The 16,214-nt window shown below is 40.8% G+C and carries 19 protein-coding genes; 2 read left to right on the top strand and 17 right to left on the bottom strand.

All coding sequences use genetic code 11. From position 1 onward, the window contains the following. Nucleotides 1–12: 12 nt before the first annotated feature. The 6 genes from O3627_RS06790 to O3627_RS06765 form a co-directional block, all read right to left on the bottom strand. Nucleotides 13–465 (bottom strand): hypothetical protein, encoded by a 453-nt coding sequence (locus tag O3627_RS06790; protein WP_125380381.1) that lies wholly within the window; start codon nucleotides 463–465, stop codon nucleotides 13–15. Between the two features lie 833 nt (nucleotides 466–1,298). Continuing rightward, a complete protein-coding gene (locus O3627_RS06785) occupies nucleotides 1,299–1,502 on the bottom strand; it encodes a CsbD family protein (protein WP_002893927.1) in 204 nt (67 codons plus the stop codon). Nucleotides 1,503–1,578: 76 nt separating this feature from the next. After that, nucleotides 1,579–2,169, bottom strand: a complete 591-nt coding sequence (locus tag O3627_RS06780) for an Asp23/Gls24 family envelope stress response protein (protein ID WP_125380380.1) — start codon at nucleotides 2,167–2,169, stop codon at nucleotides 1,579–1,581. 17 nt (nucleotides 2,170–2,186) lie between these two features. After that, a complete protein-coding gene (locus tag O3627_RS06775) occupies nucleotides 2,187–2,357 on the bottom strand; it encodes a DUF2273 domain-containing protein (protein WP_002905455.1) in 171 nt (56 codons plus the stop codon). A gap of 11 nt (nucleotides 2,358–2,368) precedes the next feature. After that, complete coding sequence (amaP, locus tag O3627_RS06770; protein ID WP_125380378.1) at nucleotides 2,369–2,950, bottom strand: alkaline shock response membrane anchor protein AmaP; 582 nt, start codon at nucleotides 2,948–2,950, stop codon at nucleotides 2,369–2,371. Nucleotides 2,951–3,005: 55 nt separating this feature from the next. After that, on the bottom strand, nucleotides 3,006–3,245 hold the full coding sequence (locus tag O3627_RS06765) for a GlsB/YeaQ/YmgE family stress response membrane protein (RefSeq protein ID WP_002920347.1): 240 nt from the start codon (nucleotides 3,243–3,245) through the stop codon (nucleotides 3,006–3,008). 293 nt (nucleotides 3,246–3,538) lie between these two features. On the opposite strand from O3627_RS06765, the gene O3627_RS06760 reads away from it, so the two are divergent. After that, on the top strand, nucleotides 3,539–5,020 hold the full coding sequence (locus O3627_RS06760) for a M protein trans-acting positive regulator PRD domain-containing protein (RefSeq protein WP_268688622.1): 1,482 nt from the start codon (nucleotides 3,539–3,541) through the stop codon (nucleotides 5,018–5,020). 196 nt (nucleotides 5,021–5,216) lie between these two features. On the opposite strand, the gene O3627_RS06755 is transcribed toward O3627_RS06760, so the two are convergent. The 11 genes from O3627_RS06755 to O3627_RS06705 all read right to left on the bottom strand — a co-directional run bounded on the left by O3627_RS06755 (nucleotide 5,217) and on the right by O3627_RS06705 (nucleotide 13,940). Then, on the bottom strand, nucleotides 5,217–5,975 hold the full coding sequence (locus tag O3627_RS06755; RefSeq protein ID WP_002905458.1) for an ABC transporter ATP-binding protein: 759 nt from the start codon (nucleotides 5,973–5,975) through the stop codon (nucleotides 5,217–5,219). Continuing rightward, nucleotides 5,972–6,838, bottom strand: a complete 867-nt coding sequence (locus tag O3627_RS06750; RefSeq protein WP_125379799.1) for an ABC transporter permease — start codon at nucleotides 6,836–6,838, stop codon at nucleotides 5,972–5,974. Before O3627_RS06750 ends, O3627_RS06755 begins: the two co-directional genes overlap by 4 nt. 97 nt (nucleotides 6,839–6,935) lie before the next feature. Continuing rightward, the gene (locus O3627_RS06745; RefSeq protein ID WP_002905460.1) at nucleotides 6,936–7,433 is read right to left on the bottom strand and encodes a carbonic anhydrase; all 498 of its coding nucleotides are present in this window, start codon (nucleotides 7,431–7,433) and stop codon (nucleotides 6,936–6,938) included. Nucleotides 7,434–7,596: 163 nt separating this feature from the next. Beyond that, entirely contained in the window at nucleotides 7,597–8,082 is a 486-nt protein-coding gene (locus O3627_RS06740; RefSeq protein WP_101771899.1) for a GNAT family N-acetyltransferase, read from the bottom strand. A 290-nt stretch (nucleotides 8,083–8,372) separates the two neighbouring features. After that, nucleotides 8,373–9,068: a TIGR00266 family protein gene (locus tag O3627_RS06735; protein ID WP_101771898.1), complete on the bottom strand. Its 696-nt coding sequence runs from the start codon at nucleotides 9,066–9,068 to the stop codon at nucleotides 8,373–8,375. A 113-nt stretch (nucleotides 9,069–9,181) separates the two neighbouring features. Next, nucleotides 9,182–9,898 carry a TIGR00266 family protein gene (locus O3627_RS06730; RefSeq protein WP_125357190.1) on the bottom strand — a complete coding sequence of 239 codons (717 nt, stop codon included), beginning with the start codon at nucleotides 9,896–9,898 and terminating at the stop codon, nucleotides 9,182–9,184. 116 nt (nucleotides 9,899–10,014) lie between these two features. Further along, nucleotides 10,015–11,382, bottom strand: a complete 1,368-nt coding sequence (radA, locus tag O3627_RS06725; RefSeq protein WP_081102994.1) for a DNA repair protein RadA — start codon at nucleotides 11,380–11,382, stop codon at nucleotides 10,015–10,017. Nucleotides 11,383–11,387: 5 nt separating this feature from the next. Continuing rightward, complete coding sequence (locus O3627_RS06720; protein ID WP_125357189.1) at nucleotides 11,388–12,020, bottom strand: methyltransferase domain-containing protein; 633 nt, start codon at nucleotides 12,018–12,020, stop codon at nucleotides 11,388–11,390. Between the two features lie 52 nt (nucleotides 12,021–12,072). Next, the gene (locus O3627_RS06715; protein WP_371621325.1) at nucleotides 12,073–12,588 is read right to left on the bottom strand and encodes a histidine phosphatase family protein; all 516 of its coding nucleotides are present in this window, start codon (nucleotides 12,586–12,588) and stop codon (nucleotides 12,073–12,075) included. 1 nt (nucleotide 12,589) lies between these two features. Then, nucleotides 12,590–13,033, bottom strand: coding sequence for a dUTP diphosphatase (locus tag O3627_RS06710; RefSeq protein WP_125337610.1), 444 nt, complete (start codon nucleotides 13,031–13,033; stop codon nucleotides 12,590–12,592). A 217-nt stretch (nucleotides 13,034–13,250) separates the two neighbouring features. Beyond that, on the bottom strand, nucleotides 13,251–13,940 hold the full coding sequence (locus O3627_RS06705; protein WP_002893948.1) for a gamma-glutamyl-gamma-aminobutyrate hydrolase family protein: 690 nt from the start codon (nucleotides 13,938–13,940) through the stop codon (nucleotides 13,251–13,253). A gap of 228 nt (nucleotides 13,941–14,168) precedes the next feature. Between O3627_RS06705 and O3627_RS06700 the strand changes: the two genes are divergently transcribed. After that, complete coding sequence (locus tag O3627_RS06700; RefSeq protein ID WP_371621324.1) at nucleotides 14,169–16,142, top strand: peptide ABC transporter substrate-binding protein; 1,974 nt, start codon at nucleotides 14,169–14,171, stop codon at nucleotides 16,140–16,142. Nucleotides 16,143–16,214: the final 72 nt, after the last annotated feature.

Below are 16,214 nucleotides of genomic sequence, written 5' to 3'. Positions count from 1 at the left end.
CCTATTAAAGAGTTAGTTTTTATTTGTTACTTTCTCGCCAGTCAGTTTTTCATATTGCTCCTTGAGCTTTATCATCTCAGCTAGAGCGGTCTTTTTATATTCTTCCCCCTCTTTCGTTCCCTCAAGATACTTATCCGAAATGATATACAGAACTCGTTGATAGCCATAGTATAAGTTCAATGAATTTTTATCATCTGAATAATCCTTGGCATTTTCTATAACCAGAGGTTGCACTTTTGCAATTTGCTTCACCAAATAATCTTTGGTTTTTTGGTCTACTTCCTCTTTCTCCAATGTATCTAAATCTAATTTTTTTTGAGGGTCAGGAAAATTTGCTATCCCCCTAGGGTCTCCTACCCCATTTAATGTTAGAGGCAGACTTTCAAATTTTTGTTCAGAAGAACAAGCAACTAACAAGATGACAGCCATTAAAGCTATTAACAAACCAATAATCTTTTTTACCATTTTTCTTTCCTTTCCTACTGTTTACTTAAAAATCAAAGGTATCTGACGTATTGTCCTCTTGGAGATTCCGTCATAGTCCTTGATAAGCTAGCGCCTGACGGTTTCCCTTTATTTTCATCTGTTCATCAGAATTCGCGATTTGCTTCTCAGTTCGTCTGGTTATCACAATAGATTTATTATAGCATTTTTTCATGTTTTTTCAAAGTCAAGCGTGCCTTCTTAGCGCTCTTGACTACAAAAAACGACCTCTAGCTTTACTCGGCTAGAGGTCTGGTTTACTTCGCTGGTATGAGAGCAATCAGTTCATCCAAGGTGTAACTGAATAACAATTTTTTGATTTATTGTTTTTATTATTTTTTATAAACTTTTAATTCCTTTAACCGCTAATGATTTTCTTTTTATCTTAGCATTGGAAATCTCTATAACATAATAAAGCACTATTGATTGAATTCTCGAAGTTTGAAAACCATCTAAAAGCTTCTACTTTCTATACTATCGTTACAATCAGGCAGGCTAAGCGGGCCTGTCTGACAATTCAACCAATATGTCAAGTAAAGCAACTACTTATGTATCACAAACAACTATACCAACAAAGTAAACTTTAAAGCGAATGAATTTAGTTTCCTTTCTTTCTATTTCCTTAATTCTATTATAGTACTCTATCCAGATTTTTGCAAGCGTTTACACTTAAGAAGTAGAAAAACTTTTTAGCTATAAATCATGCAAGCAAAAAGGAAAGGAGACCTTAAAATGATCTCCTTTAAACTCTAGATAATTTTTATCAGTGACTATAGCTAACAAAGACTTTTTATAAGGAAAATCAACTATTGGTTTTATTTATCGTCTTTTTTAACCATATTTTTAACGCCTTCGATGGCTCCTTCAACAGCATCTTTGGCATCTTCTGCAACTTCTTTAACTTTAGAAACTACTTTTTCAGCAGCTCCTTCTTTTTCTGTTTTTTTATCACCAGTTAATTTGCCTAGGCCTTCTTTAACAGAACCTTTAGCTTGGTTGAATTTTTCTTCTGTAGACATAATTTAGACCTCCATTGTCAGTTTCAATTTTTAAAGAAATGAAACAATATAAGAATCTCTAATTCCAGTTCGAGGATTAATGAACGCGAGCTTTTTCATTTGATGCAGCGTCTTTAACAGCCTCTACACCATCGCCAACTTTTTCTTGAACAGCTGAGAAACCACCGCTAATGCCAGATTTTGCTTTTTCGAATTGCTCAGAAGCAAATTCGCCTGTTGATTCAGCAACATCTGTCACTCGGTCTTGAAGGCTTACTGAATCCGCTTCGTGTTGTTCTTTCGTTTTAATATCAACAACATTGACATTTACTTCAACAACTTCCAAATCAGTCATCTTAGAAACTTCTTCTGCAACGACTTTCTTGATTTCTTTGTATAAAGTAGGAACATTCTTTTGATATTCTGCAACAACATTCAAGTCAACAGCTACTTGTTCTTTACCAACTTCAACATTGACACCATGAGTGACATTGTCAGAGTTGACCAATTTATCTTTTATGTTAGAGAAGAAACCACCATCAACAGCCAGCAAGCCTGAAACTTTCTCTAAAGAGAGACCGATAATTTTTTGAATGACCTTATCATCGTAAGTCAATTCACCTTTTACTTCGTGAGCTACTTGAGCAACTTCTTTTTTAGCAACATCTTTAACATCTTTATTTGACATGTTAAACTCCTTTATTTTTATTTAAATATATTATTTTTTTGAATATAATATCCGATTCCTGCCCCTAGAGTAGCGCAAATCAAGACAAATAGAGTCTTAAAGAAGCCAAAGGATAGGATAAAACATGCTAGAATAATGCCTGCCAATCCAGACAAGATTGGATATTGATATTTTTTAAACCATTCCATTTTTTACTTCCTTACTTTACTCGGCTAGTAGTTTTTGTAGCCGCTTCTTTTGGCTTGAAGTCTGAGACAGAGATTTTAAGCTTGACATTATGATTGATTCCGAAGAATTCTGTCAATCCAGACGCAATTTCTTCTTGAATCAACTGACTTCTCTTGATGATGTTTTCCGAAGGAACAATCGCTCCTTTAACAGAAACCATGCATTTGTTTTTACGGCTATTTACTGAAACTGTAGGATCTTTAATTAAACCGTGTTCTGTTAACAGACTACGAACAAACCCTTCAATGGCTGAATTTTTCAGCATCAGTTTCCCATCCGCATCAGCTAGCTGAATTTCCAAACGTCTCTTAGGATAAAAAACTATCACTAACATTAGTAGTAAGATTAAGCTTGCTAAAACCACAGTGCCCCAGAAAACATACCTAGAAAGATAGTAGCCCACAAAAGGAATCTGCTTCCACGTGAATAACTTCCAACTAAATAACTGGAGCCCCAGACCGCTGACTTTATGAAAGTCTAGCAAAACAGGAATCAAAATTGTCAAGATTAAAATACAGAAAATAAGGGAAAGTATTTTTCTTGATTTTGACATATTGAATCCTCACATCATTAAATTTTAAATTGTATTTTGAAAGTAAAAAGACAATTTATGCATTTTTACCTACAAAAAATGATACAACAGCTACTACAATAACTGCACCAATGATAGAAGGAAGCAAGGCCATACCAGCCAAACTAGGGCCCCAAGTTCCCAAAAGTGACTGACCGACAGCAGAACCAACTAAACCTGCAACAACGTTTGCAATAACACCCATTGAGCCGCCTTTTTTAGTGATTGATCCAGCAATAAGACCAATAACACCTCCAACAATAATAGACCAAAGCATATTGATTCTCCTTTCTAATTTTTTCTAAATCAAAATTGTTTAATAATATTTTTTACTATTATTTTTTGATTAACATAATTATATAATTTTCCAACTTGGAAACATAATAATTCAACTTGGTTTTCTTTCCGTTTATCTGTACTATAGATACGCAAAGATAAGAATTCCTTGTTCTATAGGCTTTTATCAGCATTTTTAGATATATTTTAGAGTTGTTAAACGAGGTTAAATGCATAAAATATGGTATAATTGCCTGATAATAAAAACACTATATAAAGAAAGATAATATTTTAATGCGAGAATTACTGTCTAAAAAGAGCCACAGGCAATTAGAACTATTAGAACTACTATTTAAAAACAAACGCTGGTTTCATATTTCTGAACTGGCTGAACTATTGAATTGTACAGAACGTTCAGTAAAAGATGATTTATCCCATGTCAAGTCTGCGTTTCCTCAATTGATTTTTCACTCGTCCACTAATGGTATACGTATCATTAATACCGATGATAGTGATATTGAGATGGTGTATCACCATTTTTTTAAGCATTCAACCCATTTTTCAATTTTAGAATTCATCTTCTTTAACGAAGGATATGAAACTGAGAGTCTTTGTAAAGAGTTTTATATAAGCTCTTCCTCACTCTATCGTATAATCAGTCATATTAACAAAATCATAAAAAAACAATATAATTTTAAAATTAGTCTCAATCCTGCTCGGATTATTGGAGATGAGATTGATATCCGTTATTTTTTTGCACAATATTTTTCGGAAAAATATTATTTCCTTGAATGGCCCTTTACAGATTTTTCAGTAGAACCTTTGTGTAAACTGTTAGAACTGGTCTATAAAGAAACTGCATTTCCTGTCAATTTCGCAACTCAAAGAATGTTAAAATTGCTCCTGGTTACAAATTTATACCGAATAAAGTTTGGTCATTTCTTGGAAGTTGAGAAAGATTCTTTTAACAATCAATTGTTAGAATCTTTTATGCAGGCAGAAGGAATCGAAGACATTGTAGCGAGCTTTGATTCTGAATATCATATCTCTTTGAATAAAGAAGTGATAGGCCAACTATTTGTCTCCTATTTTCAAAAAATGTTTTTCATTGATGAAAATCTATTTATGAGCTGCGCAAAAACAGACAGCTATGTAAAAAATTCGTATCAATTATTAAGTGATTTAATTGATCAGATAGAAAGCAAATATAATCTAAAAATAGACAATAATGACAATCTTATTTGGCATTTGCATAATACAGCACATCTGCACCGTCAGGAACTATCTACAGAATTTATTCTGTTTGATCAAAAAGGGAATACAATCAAGAACTTTCAAAATATTTTCCCTCAATTTGTTTCAGATATTAAAAAAGGGATTGAACATTACCTAGAGACTTTGGATATCCATAGCACACCAATGAAAGTCAACCATCTATCCTATACTTTTATCACTCACAGCAAACATTTAGTACTGAATCTTTTACAAAATCAGCCTAAATTAAAAGTTTTAGTCATGAGCAATTTTGATCAGTATCATGCAAGATCGGTAGCAGAGACACTTTCTTATTATTGCAGTAACAATTTTGAACTTGAAGTTTGGAATAAATTAGAACTATCAATCGATTCTTTAAAAGAATCACCTTACGATATCATCATTTCTAATTTTATTATTCCACCCATTGAGAACAAGAGACTGATATATTCCAATAATATTAATACGGTCGCACTCATCTCCTTACTTAACGCAATGATGTTTATTCGCTTAGATGAGTGATTTAGACTATTTTGATAACAAAAAAACCGCAATCAAGCGGTTTTTATTCATCTATTAGGGCGATTTGAAGAAAAAGGACATAGTCCTATTTAACAGAGAACTAGATCCTTTTGATTATTATTTATCTAACTTTGTGGGAGCAGTACATTATTTAGTACGTTTTCTTTCTCTTGTTTTTACAAAACTCTGAGCAAGCCTATTCAAACAAGCCGTAATAGTCTGCGATGGTCATCTTGGCCTTCTCGTCTTTGTTTAAGTCCTGAATAATCTGTCCATCTTTCATGACGATTAATCGGTTGCCGTATTTGAGGGCATCCTCCATGTGATGAGTAATCATAAGAGCTGTGAGGCGGTCACGATTGACAAATTCATTGGTCAGCTCCATCAAGGCTACACTAGTCTTGGGATCCAGCGCCGCAGTGTGCTCATCCAGAAGCAAAAGCTCTGGACGCTTGAGCGTTGCCATGAGCAGACTCAAAGCCTGTCTTTGTCCGCCAGAAAGAAATTCAATCGGTGTATCCAGATGCTTGTCCAGACCATTGCCGATTTTCTCAATCGTCGCCTGAAACTCTTCCCTGTAACTGTTGAGTCCACGGGGCACCAAGCCACGCTTTTCACCTCGGAATTTGGCGATAAGAAGATTTTCCGCCACTGTCATACGCGGAGCCGTTCCCATCTTAGGATCCTGAAAGACACGGGACAGGTACTTGGCCCGCTTTTCTGGTGAAAAATGAGTGACATTCTCACCCAAGATATGAATGCTGCCGCTGGTTAAAGGGAGAGTGCCGGCAATGACATTGAACAAGGTTGACTTTCCTGCTCCGTTTCCGCCTAAAATCGTAATAAAATCATGCTCGTGAATGTCTAAAGAAACATCATTTAGGATGATTTTTTCTTCATCAAAGCCGCTCTTTACAAGCTTGGTTGCATTTCTTAATTCTACAATCGCTGTCATTTGCTTAACTTGGCTCCTTTAAAGAATTTATTTTTCAGGGTTGGAATCATGAGACAGACGGCCAGAATCACCGCACTATAGAGACGGAGATAGTTGGTATTAAACCCGAGAGCAATAACGCCCCAGATCAAGAACTGATAGGCAATCGCACCAACTACAATGGTGATTAGCCGCTCTGCCAAGGTCAGACTATGGAAGAGCACCTCGCCAATGATAAGACTGGCCAGACCAACTACGATTACTCCAATCCCGCGGGAAACATCTGCATAGCCTTCCTGCTGGGCAATCAGCGCTCCAGCCAGAGCAATCAAGCCATTAGACAGAATCAGTCCCATCAACTCCATACAGCCAGTATTGATCCCAAAACTGCGAGCCATGTCCGGATTATCTCCAGTCGCGATATAAGCCTGCCCTAGCTTAGTATCCAAGAAAAAGAGCAGGGCTGCAATCACTAGGCTGACAAAAATTAAACCAGTCAAGAGGTCATTGACTTCCCCTGAAAAGGGCAGAATATCCTGAATTTTACTGCTGCCTAAAAGCCCCAGATTGGCACGGCCCATCAGCATCAGCATGATAGAGTGGCAGGAGGTCATGACCAAAATCCCAGAAAGCAAGGTCGGAATTTTCCCCTTGGTATAGAGCAGACCTGTCACGGCACCCGCAGCACAGCCTGCTAAAACGGCCGCTGCTGTTGCCAGAAAAGGATTGACTCCTTTGGTAATCAAGGTAACAGCTACCGCCCCGCCCAAGGGGAAGGAGCCTTCTGTCGTCATATCAGGAAAGCCCAGAATCCGGAAGGTCATAAAAATACCTAGACCTAGGACGGCCCAAACCAGTCCCTGAGAAATAATGGAAAGAATCATAACATTGTCCTAACTAATTAAAATCGTTTCTCTATTTTAACATAAAAAAGGAGCCAATTTCAATGCTGATGCGCAGACAAAGAAATTGACTTCCCAACTATTCCTCAACAACTGTCATTCGACCAGTATCTACATCATAAACCGCACCTGAGATTTTTACATCAGCTGGGATTAGCGGTGACTGCCGCAGCAAGGCCATATCCTCACGCACACTTTCCTCTACATCTGTAAAGGGCAAAAAGTCCTGTTCGCTGACATCGACACCTAGCTCTTTATGAAGATAGGCCGTAAAATCTTCATTCTTAAAGGTCTGTGCCCCGCAGTCTGTATGATGCAAAACCACGATTTCCCGCGTTCCTAGCTGCTGCTGAGAGATGACCAGTGAGCGAATCATGTCCTCCGTCACCCGACCGCCGGCATTTCGCAAGATATGGGCATCTCCTAGTGCCAGTCCCAGAGCCTGAGCCACGTGGAGCCTAGAGTCCATGCAGGTCACGATAGCTACCTTGGTCTTGGGATTAATGGGCAGATGTGCCGTTCCATGCAGATCGACATAAGCTTTATTGGCCTTCATAAAGTTTTCAAAATATGACATTTTGACTCCTGACTAATTATATTATTTGATCTTCAAACGAATTAACCTTATCATACTAGGTTTTGGCTTTAGAACTTCCCTAACTTCAAAAAAGAGAGAACCTATATGAACTGCTCTCTGTGCTAGTTTTTATCACCCACTACAGTTGACAAAGAGCCATGTGTTACAACTTCTTAAAGTAGCGAGCAACGGGCCATTGTTCAAAACCAAAGTTCTCATAGGTTTTACGAGCCGGTGCATGACCTAGATCACCGCCCGTCTCAACCATGACCATTTCCATTCCTTTTTGTTTAATCTGATCACAAGCATAGGTCATGAGCGCTTTTCCGATACCTTGACGCTGATATCTTGGAGCAACAGCTAGGATATAAATCTCACCCATCTTATCCTCAGGGTGCAAGCGAATGTGAATCCATCCGACTAATTCTTCCTCCAGAAAAGCTAACCAGGAAAACTGACTCTCTTCATCTAAGACTGCTGTTAGATCATTGATTTGCCTTGTTTCCCACCCTTGAGGATAAAAATTGTCATAAACAAACTTAGGAACTCCTTTTTCCATTTTTGGAAAAACTGGAGACCAAGCTTGAATTGATAATTCTAAAACAGCCTCTTTATGCAATTTCTGATAAGGTTTTATAGTAATTGTCACTTTATTCTCCTAACGTTTCTTTAATCCGCCAAAAATGCCACGAACGAGTTCGCGTCCGATGGTGCTAACAGCTAGATCATAAAGGCGGCTGTTGCCTTTTCAAGGCTTGATTAGCCTTCATAAAGTTTTCAAAATAAGACATTCTTTCCCCTTACTGGTACTTTGATATCCAAATAATTTTATATTATCTTACCATCTTTTCTGCTATTTGTCAGTTCTCGACTTTGTTATAAAAAAATAGGACAGATAAATCCAGCATCTAGCCTGATCTTCTGTCCTAGTTTTATTTGTTATGAGCTTCTTGGAATATACTTGCTGAGTGAGCCTGCAAAGGTTTGAAGATTGAGACTTTGCACATAGACTTCACCAGTTCCTTGGAAAGTGTTGACGACTCCTTCACCCGTTCCAATAGACTGCCAGAAGCCATTTTCCAGATGGATATTATAATTCAAAGACTGGCTCCAAGCTACTACATGGGCATTGTCAATAGTCACTTCTTGGTTATGAAGCTCAATTTTCTTAATAGATCCAAAGGCATTAGCCAACAGAGTGCCCTGACCTTGAGTTGTCATAACGAAGAGACCCCCTTGCCCTCCAAAGATAGCCTTGCCGACAGACTGACGCTCCATGGTATAGTAAGCCGTACCATCAAGAGCCAGAAATGCGCCGTCATTAAGTCGATATTGCTTTTCGCCTAGCTGAAGAGGAATGACTTGGCCAGGAGAATCTGGCGCTAAAGCAAGGTAGCCATTATCAGACTGGGCAACAGCCTGGGTAATGAAGGTACTTTCACCAGAAACCATAGAACGCCCCACAGCCTTGACAAAACGTCCCAAGCCAGAACCGCTTGCATTGAGCTGGGTATTCAGGGTCACATTCGGCGTGTGGTAGACCATGCTGCCACGCTGGATAAAGACCGTTTCACCTTGATTGAGCGACAACTCAACCAAAGGAAACTGCATATTACTGTCCATAGAAAATCGCATAAGAAATGCCTCCTTCTCATTATGACTTGATTATAACATTTTCATATATTTTGGACAAAGGAAAACTGAAGCATCAAAAAAGAAGAGACAACCTGAGTCTCTCCTAGAAATTTTCAAGAATTGTCAATATGCAGGTGTGGGCGAAGAACATTTGCAAAGGTTTCAATATTGAGACTTTGGATGTAAATTTCGCCAGTTCCATAGAAGGTATTAACCACTCCTTCACCAGTCCCCATGGACTGCCAGAGACCATTTTCTAAATGAATATCATACTCCAGCTCTCGACTCCATGCTACTACGTGAGCATTGTCAATCGTTATCCTATCATTATGCAGCTCGACCTTTTGAATCGAGCCAAAGGAATTTACCAAGAGTGTCCCCTGACCTTGGGTACTCATCACATAAAAGCCTCCTTGGCCACCAAAGAGAGCTCGACCTACCGACTGCCTCTCCAAAGTATAAGAGGCAGAACCATCCATAGCCAGAAAAGCCCCATCATTAAGGCGGTATTGCTTTTCACCTAGTTCCAGAGCAACAATCTGACCAGGTACATTAGGTGCCAAGGCTAGACGACCGTTATTTGATTGAGCAGTTGCTTCAGTGACAAACACTCCTTCGCCAGAAGCCATAGAACGGCCCACAGCTTGGATTGCCTTGCCAAAGATTGATTGAGACTCTGCATTCACTTTAGCATTCAGGACAACATTGGGAGTGTGGTATATCATGCTCCCAGTCTGAATACGAACAGACTCTGATGCATCTAAGGCAATCTCCGCCAAGGGAAATTGAGCATTGTTGGTAATAGAAACATTCATACGATGATCTACCATGGTTGATTATCCTCCTAAAAAATCTGGAAAAACAACTTATAGGAAATTCCAGACAAATCCTAATTTTTTCTAGCAATATTATAGCACGCGCAATAACTTTTCGCAATACTGTTAAATCAGGAAAATACTTTCTTTAAGACTTCCCCAATCGTTGTCACACCGATGACTTGGATATTGTCTGGAACTTTGAGACCGTTCAGAGAGTTTTTAGGAGCGTAGACTTTGGTGAAGCCCAGCTTTGCTGCTTCGTTGATGCGCTGCTCGATGCGATTGACCCGACGGATTTCGCCAGTCAGGCCAATTTCACCGATAAAGCACTCTTGGGGATTGGTAGGTAAATCCTTGTAGCTGGAAGCAATGGCTACCGCCACCGCCAAATCAATGGCTGGCTCATCTAGCTTGACGCCGCCAGCAGACTTGAGGTAGGCATCTTGATTTTGCAGGAGGAGTCCTGCTCTCTTTTCCAGAACTGCCATGATGAGGCTGGCTCGGTTAAAGTCCAGACCAGTCGTGGTCCTCTTAGCATTGCCGAACATGGTCGGTGTAACCAAGGCCTGCACCTCTGCCAAAATCGGACGCGTCCCTTCCATGGTCACAACGATGGAAGAGCCTGTCGCACCATCCAGTCGCTCTTCTAGAAAGACTTCACTGGGGTTGATAACCTCAACTAGCCCACCCGATTGCATTTCAAAAATACCAATCTCATTGGTCGAGCCAAAGCGGTTTTTAACTGCCCGTAAAATACGGAAAGTATGCTGACGTTCGCCCTCAAAATAAAGCACGGTATCCACCATGTGCTCCAATGTTCGAGGACCAGCTAAGGTTCCTTCCTTGGTCATGTGACCAACGATAAAGGTCGCAATATTATTAGTCTTGGCCAGCTGCATGAGCTCGGCTGTCACCTCTCGGACCTGAGAAACAGAGCCTTGAACACTGGAAATTTCTGGCGACATCACTGTCTGAATGGAGTCAATAATCAGAAAATCTGGCTTAATCTTTTCAATCTCTGTGCGGATATTTTGCATATTGGTCTCGGCGTAGAGATAAAATTCACTGTCAATATCACCGAGGCGTTCCGCCCGCAGCTTAATCTGCTCAGCTGATTCCTCCCCGCTGACATAGAGAACGGTGCCCTGATGAGAAAGCTGGGTGGATACCTGCAGAAGCAGGGTGGACTTCCCGATACCGGGATCTCCACCAATCAGAACCAGACTGCCAGGCACTACACCACCACCCAGCACACGATTGAATTCGTCCATTTCTGTCTTGGTCCGGTTGACATCAATCGAAGTAACCTCAGCTAGCTTCATGGGCCGGGTCTTTTCGCCCGTCAAGGAAACACGGGCATGCTTGACTTCTGCAGCCTCTACTTCCTCAACAAAAGAAGACCAAGAGCCGCAGTTAGGACAGCGGCCTAGATACTTGGGCGAATGATATTCACAATTTTGACAGACAAAGGTCGTTTTTTTCTTAGCGATGGTGATTCTCCTTATTTTCTAATAATCCAAACAAAAGTTGATAAAACCTGACACACTTGCTCTATATTAGTAAAGCCAGCCTCTTCCAGCATGTCTGCAACTTCTTGAGGCGAGAGGGAATTCATCAAACCAGCTTGATTCTCATAAGTACGCTGAACTTGTTGCTGATTAGCTCCTAGCTCTGAAGCAAGTGTTTTCCAATAGCCCAGTTGCTGGTTGGAAAAAAAGCTAAGAATCAGAAGGCCATCTTCACTTAAAGAATCATAAATTTTTCGAAGAAATAAGCATGGATTTTCAACAAACTGCAATACTAGCAAGCAAGAACAAATCTGATAAGCAGAAGGCAGCACTGCTTCTTCAAACCGACTATTAAGATACTCCGCTTGAGGCAGATGAGCCTGTCTTTTAAGCTCTTGTAGCATCGCCTCACTTGGCTCTACTACCGTCAATCCGGCCTTAGGAAATAAGGATGCCAAACCATTCAGCTCATCCGTCTGGCTTGCCAAAGCTAACACCTTATCGACTTTTAAACTGGGTGCTAACCTAAGCAATACTCCTCGGAAAATCACATCTAGCATCACATCATAGCCTGGAATTTTCTGACGAATTTCTGTTGCATAGTCCTTGTTCTTAAATTCTTTCATATTTTCTTCTATCTCAAAATCCTTTTATTAAGATTCTTTTTACAACGAAACATTAAAACTTCAGTTCACATTCAACAAACTGGCAAAAATCAATCTGCTCATCAGGCACAAACTGACGGATGAGCATGCGATGGGCTACAAGAGCTACCGTCTCGTAGTCTCTGTATTTGCTTAAGGCACGGAAAAAGCGGGCTTTCATCTGCTCAGCCGTTTCATACTGGACAGGACTTCCTGCAGGAAGAGAACCATTATTTTCAAAAAACAACTCCCGAGCTTGCTCAAACTTTTCTATCCCACTCTCATATACCTGCCATTCATGCAGAAAAGGCTCCACAAAAAGCTGCAGTTGGCGGTCTCGAATCAGATAGGAGGCCGTCTCCAAAGACCGCGTCACAGAAGAGGAGATCAGAATTTCCGCCTGTTCCAGCAAAGGATTATCAGCGGCCTCTGTCGCCATCCGACGACCAGCAGCAGACAAGGGAGCCAAATCTAGTCCAAAGCCAGTGTAACCAGCCTCTTCCAAAAGTGAATAATCTGGCTCTCCGTGACGGATAAAAATGATTTTCATACTAATGTCCTGTCGACCCAAATCCACCGGTCCGCACACCTTCCGCTTCATCTCCATCCGCAATCAAAAATGGTGCAAAGACAGCCTGAACCACACGTTCCCCAACTTCGAGGACGACTTCCTGATTTGTGATGTTTTTCATCTGAGCAAAGATATGCCCTTCGTTTCCGGGATTGCCATAGTAGTCGCCGTCAATGACCCCAACGGAGTTAATCAAGACCAGGCCTTTTTTACGAGGGTTGGACGAGCGGTCGTAAAGATAGAGCACCTCGCCCGGCTGCATATAGGCCTTGACACCAGTCGGAACCAACTTAATCTCCCCTGGCGCAACGAGGGTACGCTCTGCCACTTTCAAATCGTAGCCCGCTGCGTGAGCCGTCTCTCTCTTGGGCAACAAATCTTCATTTGTAAAGCTGGAAACCAGCTCGAATCCGCGAATTTTCATGCATTTCTCTTTTCTATTTTTGCTGTCCCTATTATACTAAATTCGCAAAGAACAAGCAAAAAAACCGCCAATTGGGCGGTTCTTATAGGGAGATTATTATGAAAAAGAAAAGTTTTAGGATTTCTAAACAAAGTTAGGAGGTCTTTGTTTATGGTCTTAGTATAGAACACTTATCTTAAATTTTCCTAAAAGTAACTTAAAAAAATGAAATTATTTTTTACAGCTCTTGCAAGAGGTACTGAAACAGCTCCAAATTGCCTTTTTCTTCGTTTATTAAAAACTCTGGATGCCATTGGAGACCGATGATACGATGATTGTCAACCGATTCAATCGCTTCGATGGTATTGTCTCTAGGATCAAAGGCTGTCGCACGGAAATTAGGCGCCAAGTCTTTGATGCTTTGACGATGAACCGAATTAATCTGGCTAGCCTGACCAAACAAACGCTCCACAACACTGTCTTTCTCCGTGCGAATGGAGTGCGAAGTACCAAATGGCAAGCCCTGCCAGTGATTTTCGATATGCTGATTAAGAGTGCCACCAAAAGCAACATTGACCAACTGCAGACCGCGGCAAATAGCCATGACAGGCTTGTTTTGACGCAGAGCTTCTTTCAAAAGTGCTAGCTCAAACTCATCGCGGACAATATTGTAATCATCACTATCAATGGTCTTTTCTTCCCCATAAAATTGTGGGTGAACATTTTGCCCGCCTGACAAAATCAGCTTGTCAATCGTTTCTACATAATCCTGAACTAAACTTTTATCTCCAACGGGAATCACCATCGGCAGGCCACCAACCATTCGTACACCGTCTACAAACTTGCGTGAAACAGAGGTGTGAATATTTTTCCCAGCTTCATCGACTGGACAAAGATTGGCTGAAATTCCAACAATTGTTCTGCACATACCGTGATTCCCCCTTATTTTGATATAGTATATCTTACCACTCCTCTGCGAAGCCGTCCAATAGATTTTTTTAAAGCTGGTTATAAAAATTTTTTATCAGAATATGCAACACTATAAATCTCTTTTTTAAAATTTAGAAAAACATTTCAGAATTATCAGAAAATTATTTACTTTTGACAGAAATTTGTTATAATAAGCAGTGTAAAAACTCATGACTTGGAGGTCCCTATGAGAAAATCAAAAATTCTTCTTACCGCAGGGCTCACTCTGCTCTCTGTCGGCTTACTTACAGCTTGCTCTGGAGGCGGAAGTTCCCAATCCAGTAAAAAAATCTACAGCTATGTCTTTACGTCTGATCCAACAACTTTGGACTACATCCAGTCGGCAAAGGGGTCTACCCACGAGCTGACTACAAATGGTGTAGATGGCTTGCTGGAAAATGATAAATATGGAAACTTAGCTCCGTCTATCGCAGAAGATTGGACAGTCTCTCCAGATGGTCTCGTCTATACCTATAAGCTGCGCAAAGATGCCAAGTGGTATACCGCTGATGGCGAAGAATACGCAGATGTCACGGCTCAGGACTTTGTTGCAGGTATCAAACATGCTGCCGATATCAAATCAGACGCCCTCCCTCTTATCCAAGATTCTATCAAGGGGCTGAGTGAATATGCAGCCGGTACCAACAAAGACTTTTCAGCTGTTGGAGTCAAGGCACTGGACGATCATACGGTTCAATATACACTCAACAAGCCTGAAACCTACTGGAACTCTAAAACAACATCAGGTGTTATGATGCCGGTCAACGAGGCCTTCCTAGAAAAGCAAGGCAAGGAATTCGGTCAGGCAACCAAAGCCGACTCCATTCTGTATAACGGTCCATTTATCATGAAATCCATTACTTCTAAATCCTCTGTCGAATTTGAGAAGAACCCTAACTACTGGGATAAGGACAAGGTCAAGATTGATGGTGTCAAACTGTCTTACTACGATGGTTCTGACCAAGATTCATTAGCGCGGACCTTTGGAGATGGCGGCTACAGTTTGGCAAGACTCTACCCAGCCACTTCCAGTTATTCCTCAATCGCTGAGAAATACAAAGATAATATCTTCATGACAGAAGCAGGAGCGGGTGTCGCTCTAATCAGCTTTAACATTGACCGTCAAAGTTATAACCACACTTCTAAAACCAGCGATGAACAAAAAGAAGCTACCAAAAAAGCTCTGCTAAACAAGGACTTCCGCCAAGCTCTAGCTTTTGCCCTTAACCGCGAAAGCTATTCAGCTCAGGTCAACGGAGAAGATGCAGCCAAGCCAGCTGTCCGTAATCTCTTTGTTCCGCCAACTTTCGTTCAAGCCAATGGCAAGGAATTTGGCACTCTGGTCGAAGAATCACTGGCTTCCTATGGTGACGAGTGGAAAGGTATCAAGCTGGATGACGGCCAAGACGGTCTCCACAATACTGACAAAGCCAAAGCGGAATTTGCCAAAGCTAAGCAGGCTCTGGCAAATGAAGGCGTACAATTCCCAATCCATCTAGACGTTCCTGTCGCTCAGAATTCTACTAACTTCGTCAACCGTATGCAATCTCTGAAACAGTCACTAGAAGAGGCTTTAGGAAAGGACAACGTCTCTGTAGACCTGCAGATGCTGTCTGAGGACGAAGCACTAAACATCACCTTCAATGCTGAAGCTGCTAGCCAGGAAGACTGGGATATCAACGGTCTCGTTGGCTGGGAGCCAGACTACCAAGATCCATCTACTTATCTGGACATTTTAGTCCCAGGTAACAGCACTCAGACCAGAACCTACCTTGGATTTGAAGACAAAGACAATGCTGCTGCTAAAGCTGTAGGACTGGATGAGTACAGCAAGCTAATCGAAGAGGCCGGAAACGAAACACAAGATGTTGACAAGCGTTATGAAAAATATGCTGCAGCTCAAGCATGGCTGACAGATAGTGCCCTCGTTGTGCCAACTATGAGCAGCAGAGGAGCAGCACCGTTCATTTCTCGGATTGTGCCATTTACCAACTCTTATGCTCAGACAGGTACAAAAGACGCGAACTATCATAAATATGTAGAAATCGGTGATGAGATTGTCACGACTAAAGACTATCAAAAGGCCCAAGAAAAGTGGAAAAAAGAAAAAGAGGAATCCAATAAAAAGACCCAAGAGGATCTGGCTAAACATGTGAAATAATCACTACTTTGATGTTAATTAAAAATCCAGCAGGAACAGAAACCTGCTGGATTTTTTAACTTTTCTATCTAA

Origin of the sequence: Streptococcus sp. 27098_8_82 (genome assembly GCF_041431615.1) — a bacterium.
Classification (GTDB): domain Bacteria; phylum Bacillota; class Bacilli; order Lactobacillales; family Streptococcaceae; genus Streptococcus; species Streptococcus sanguinis_K.
This window is presented reverse-complemented; position numbering and strand designations above follow the sequence as displayed.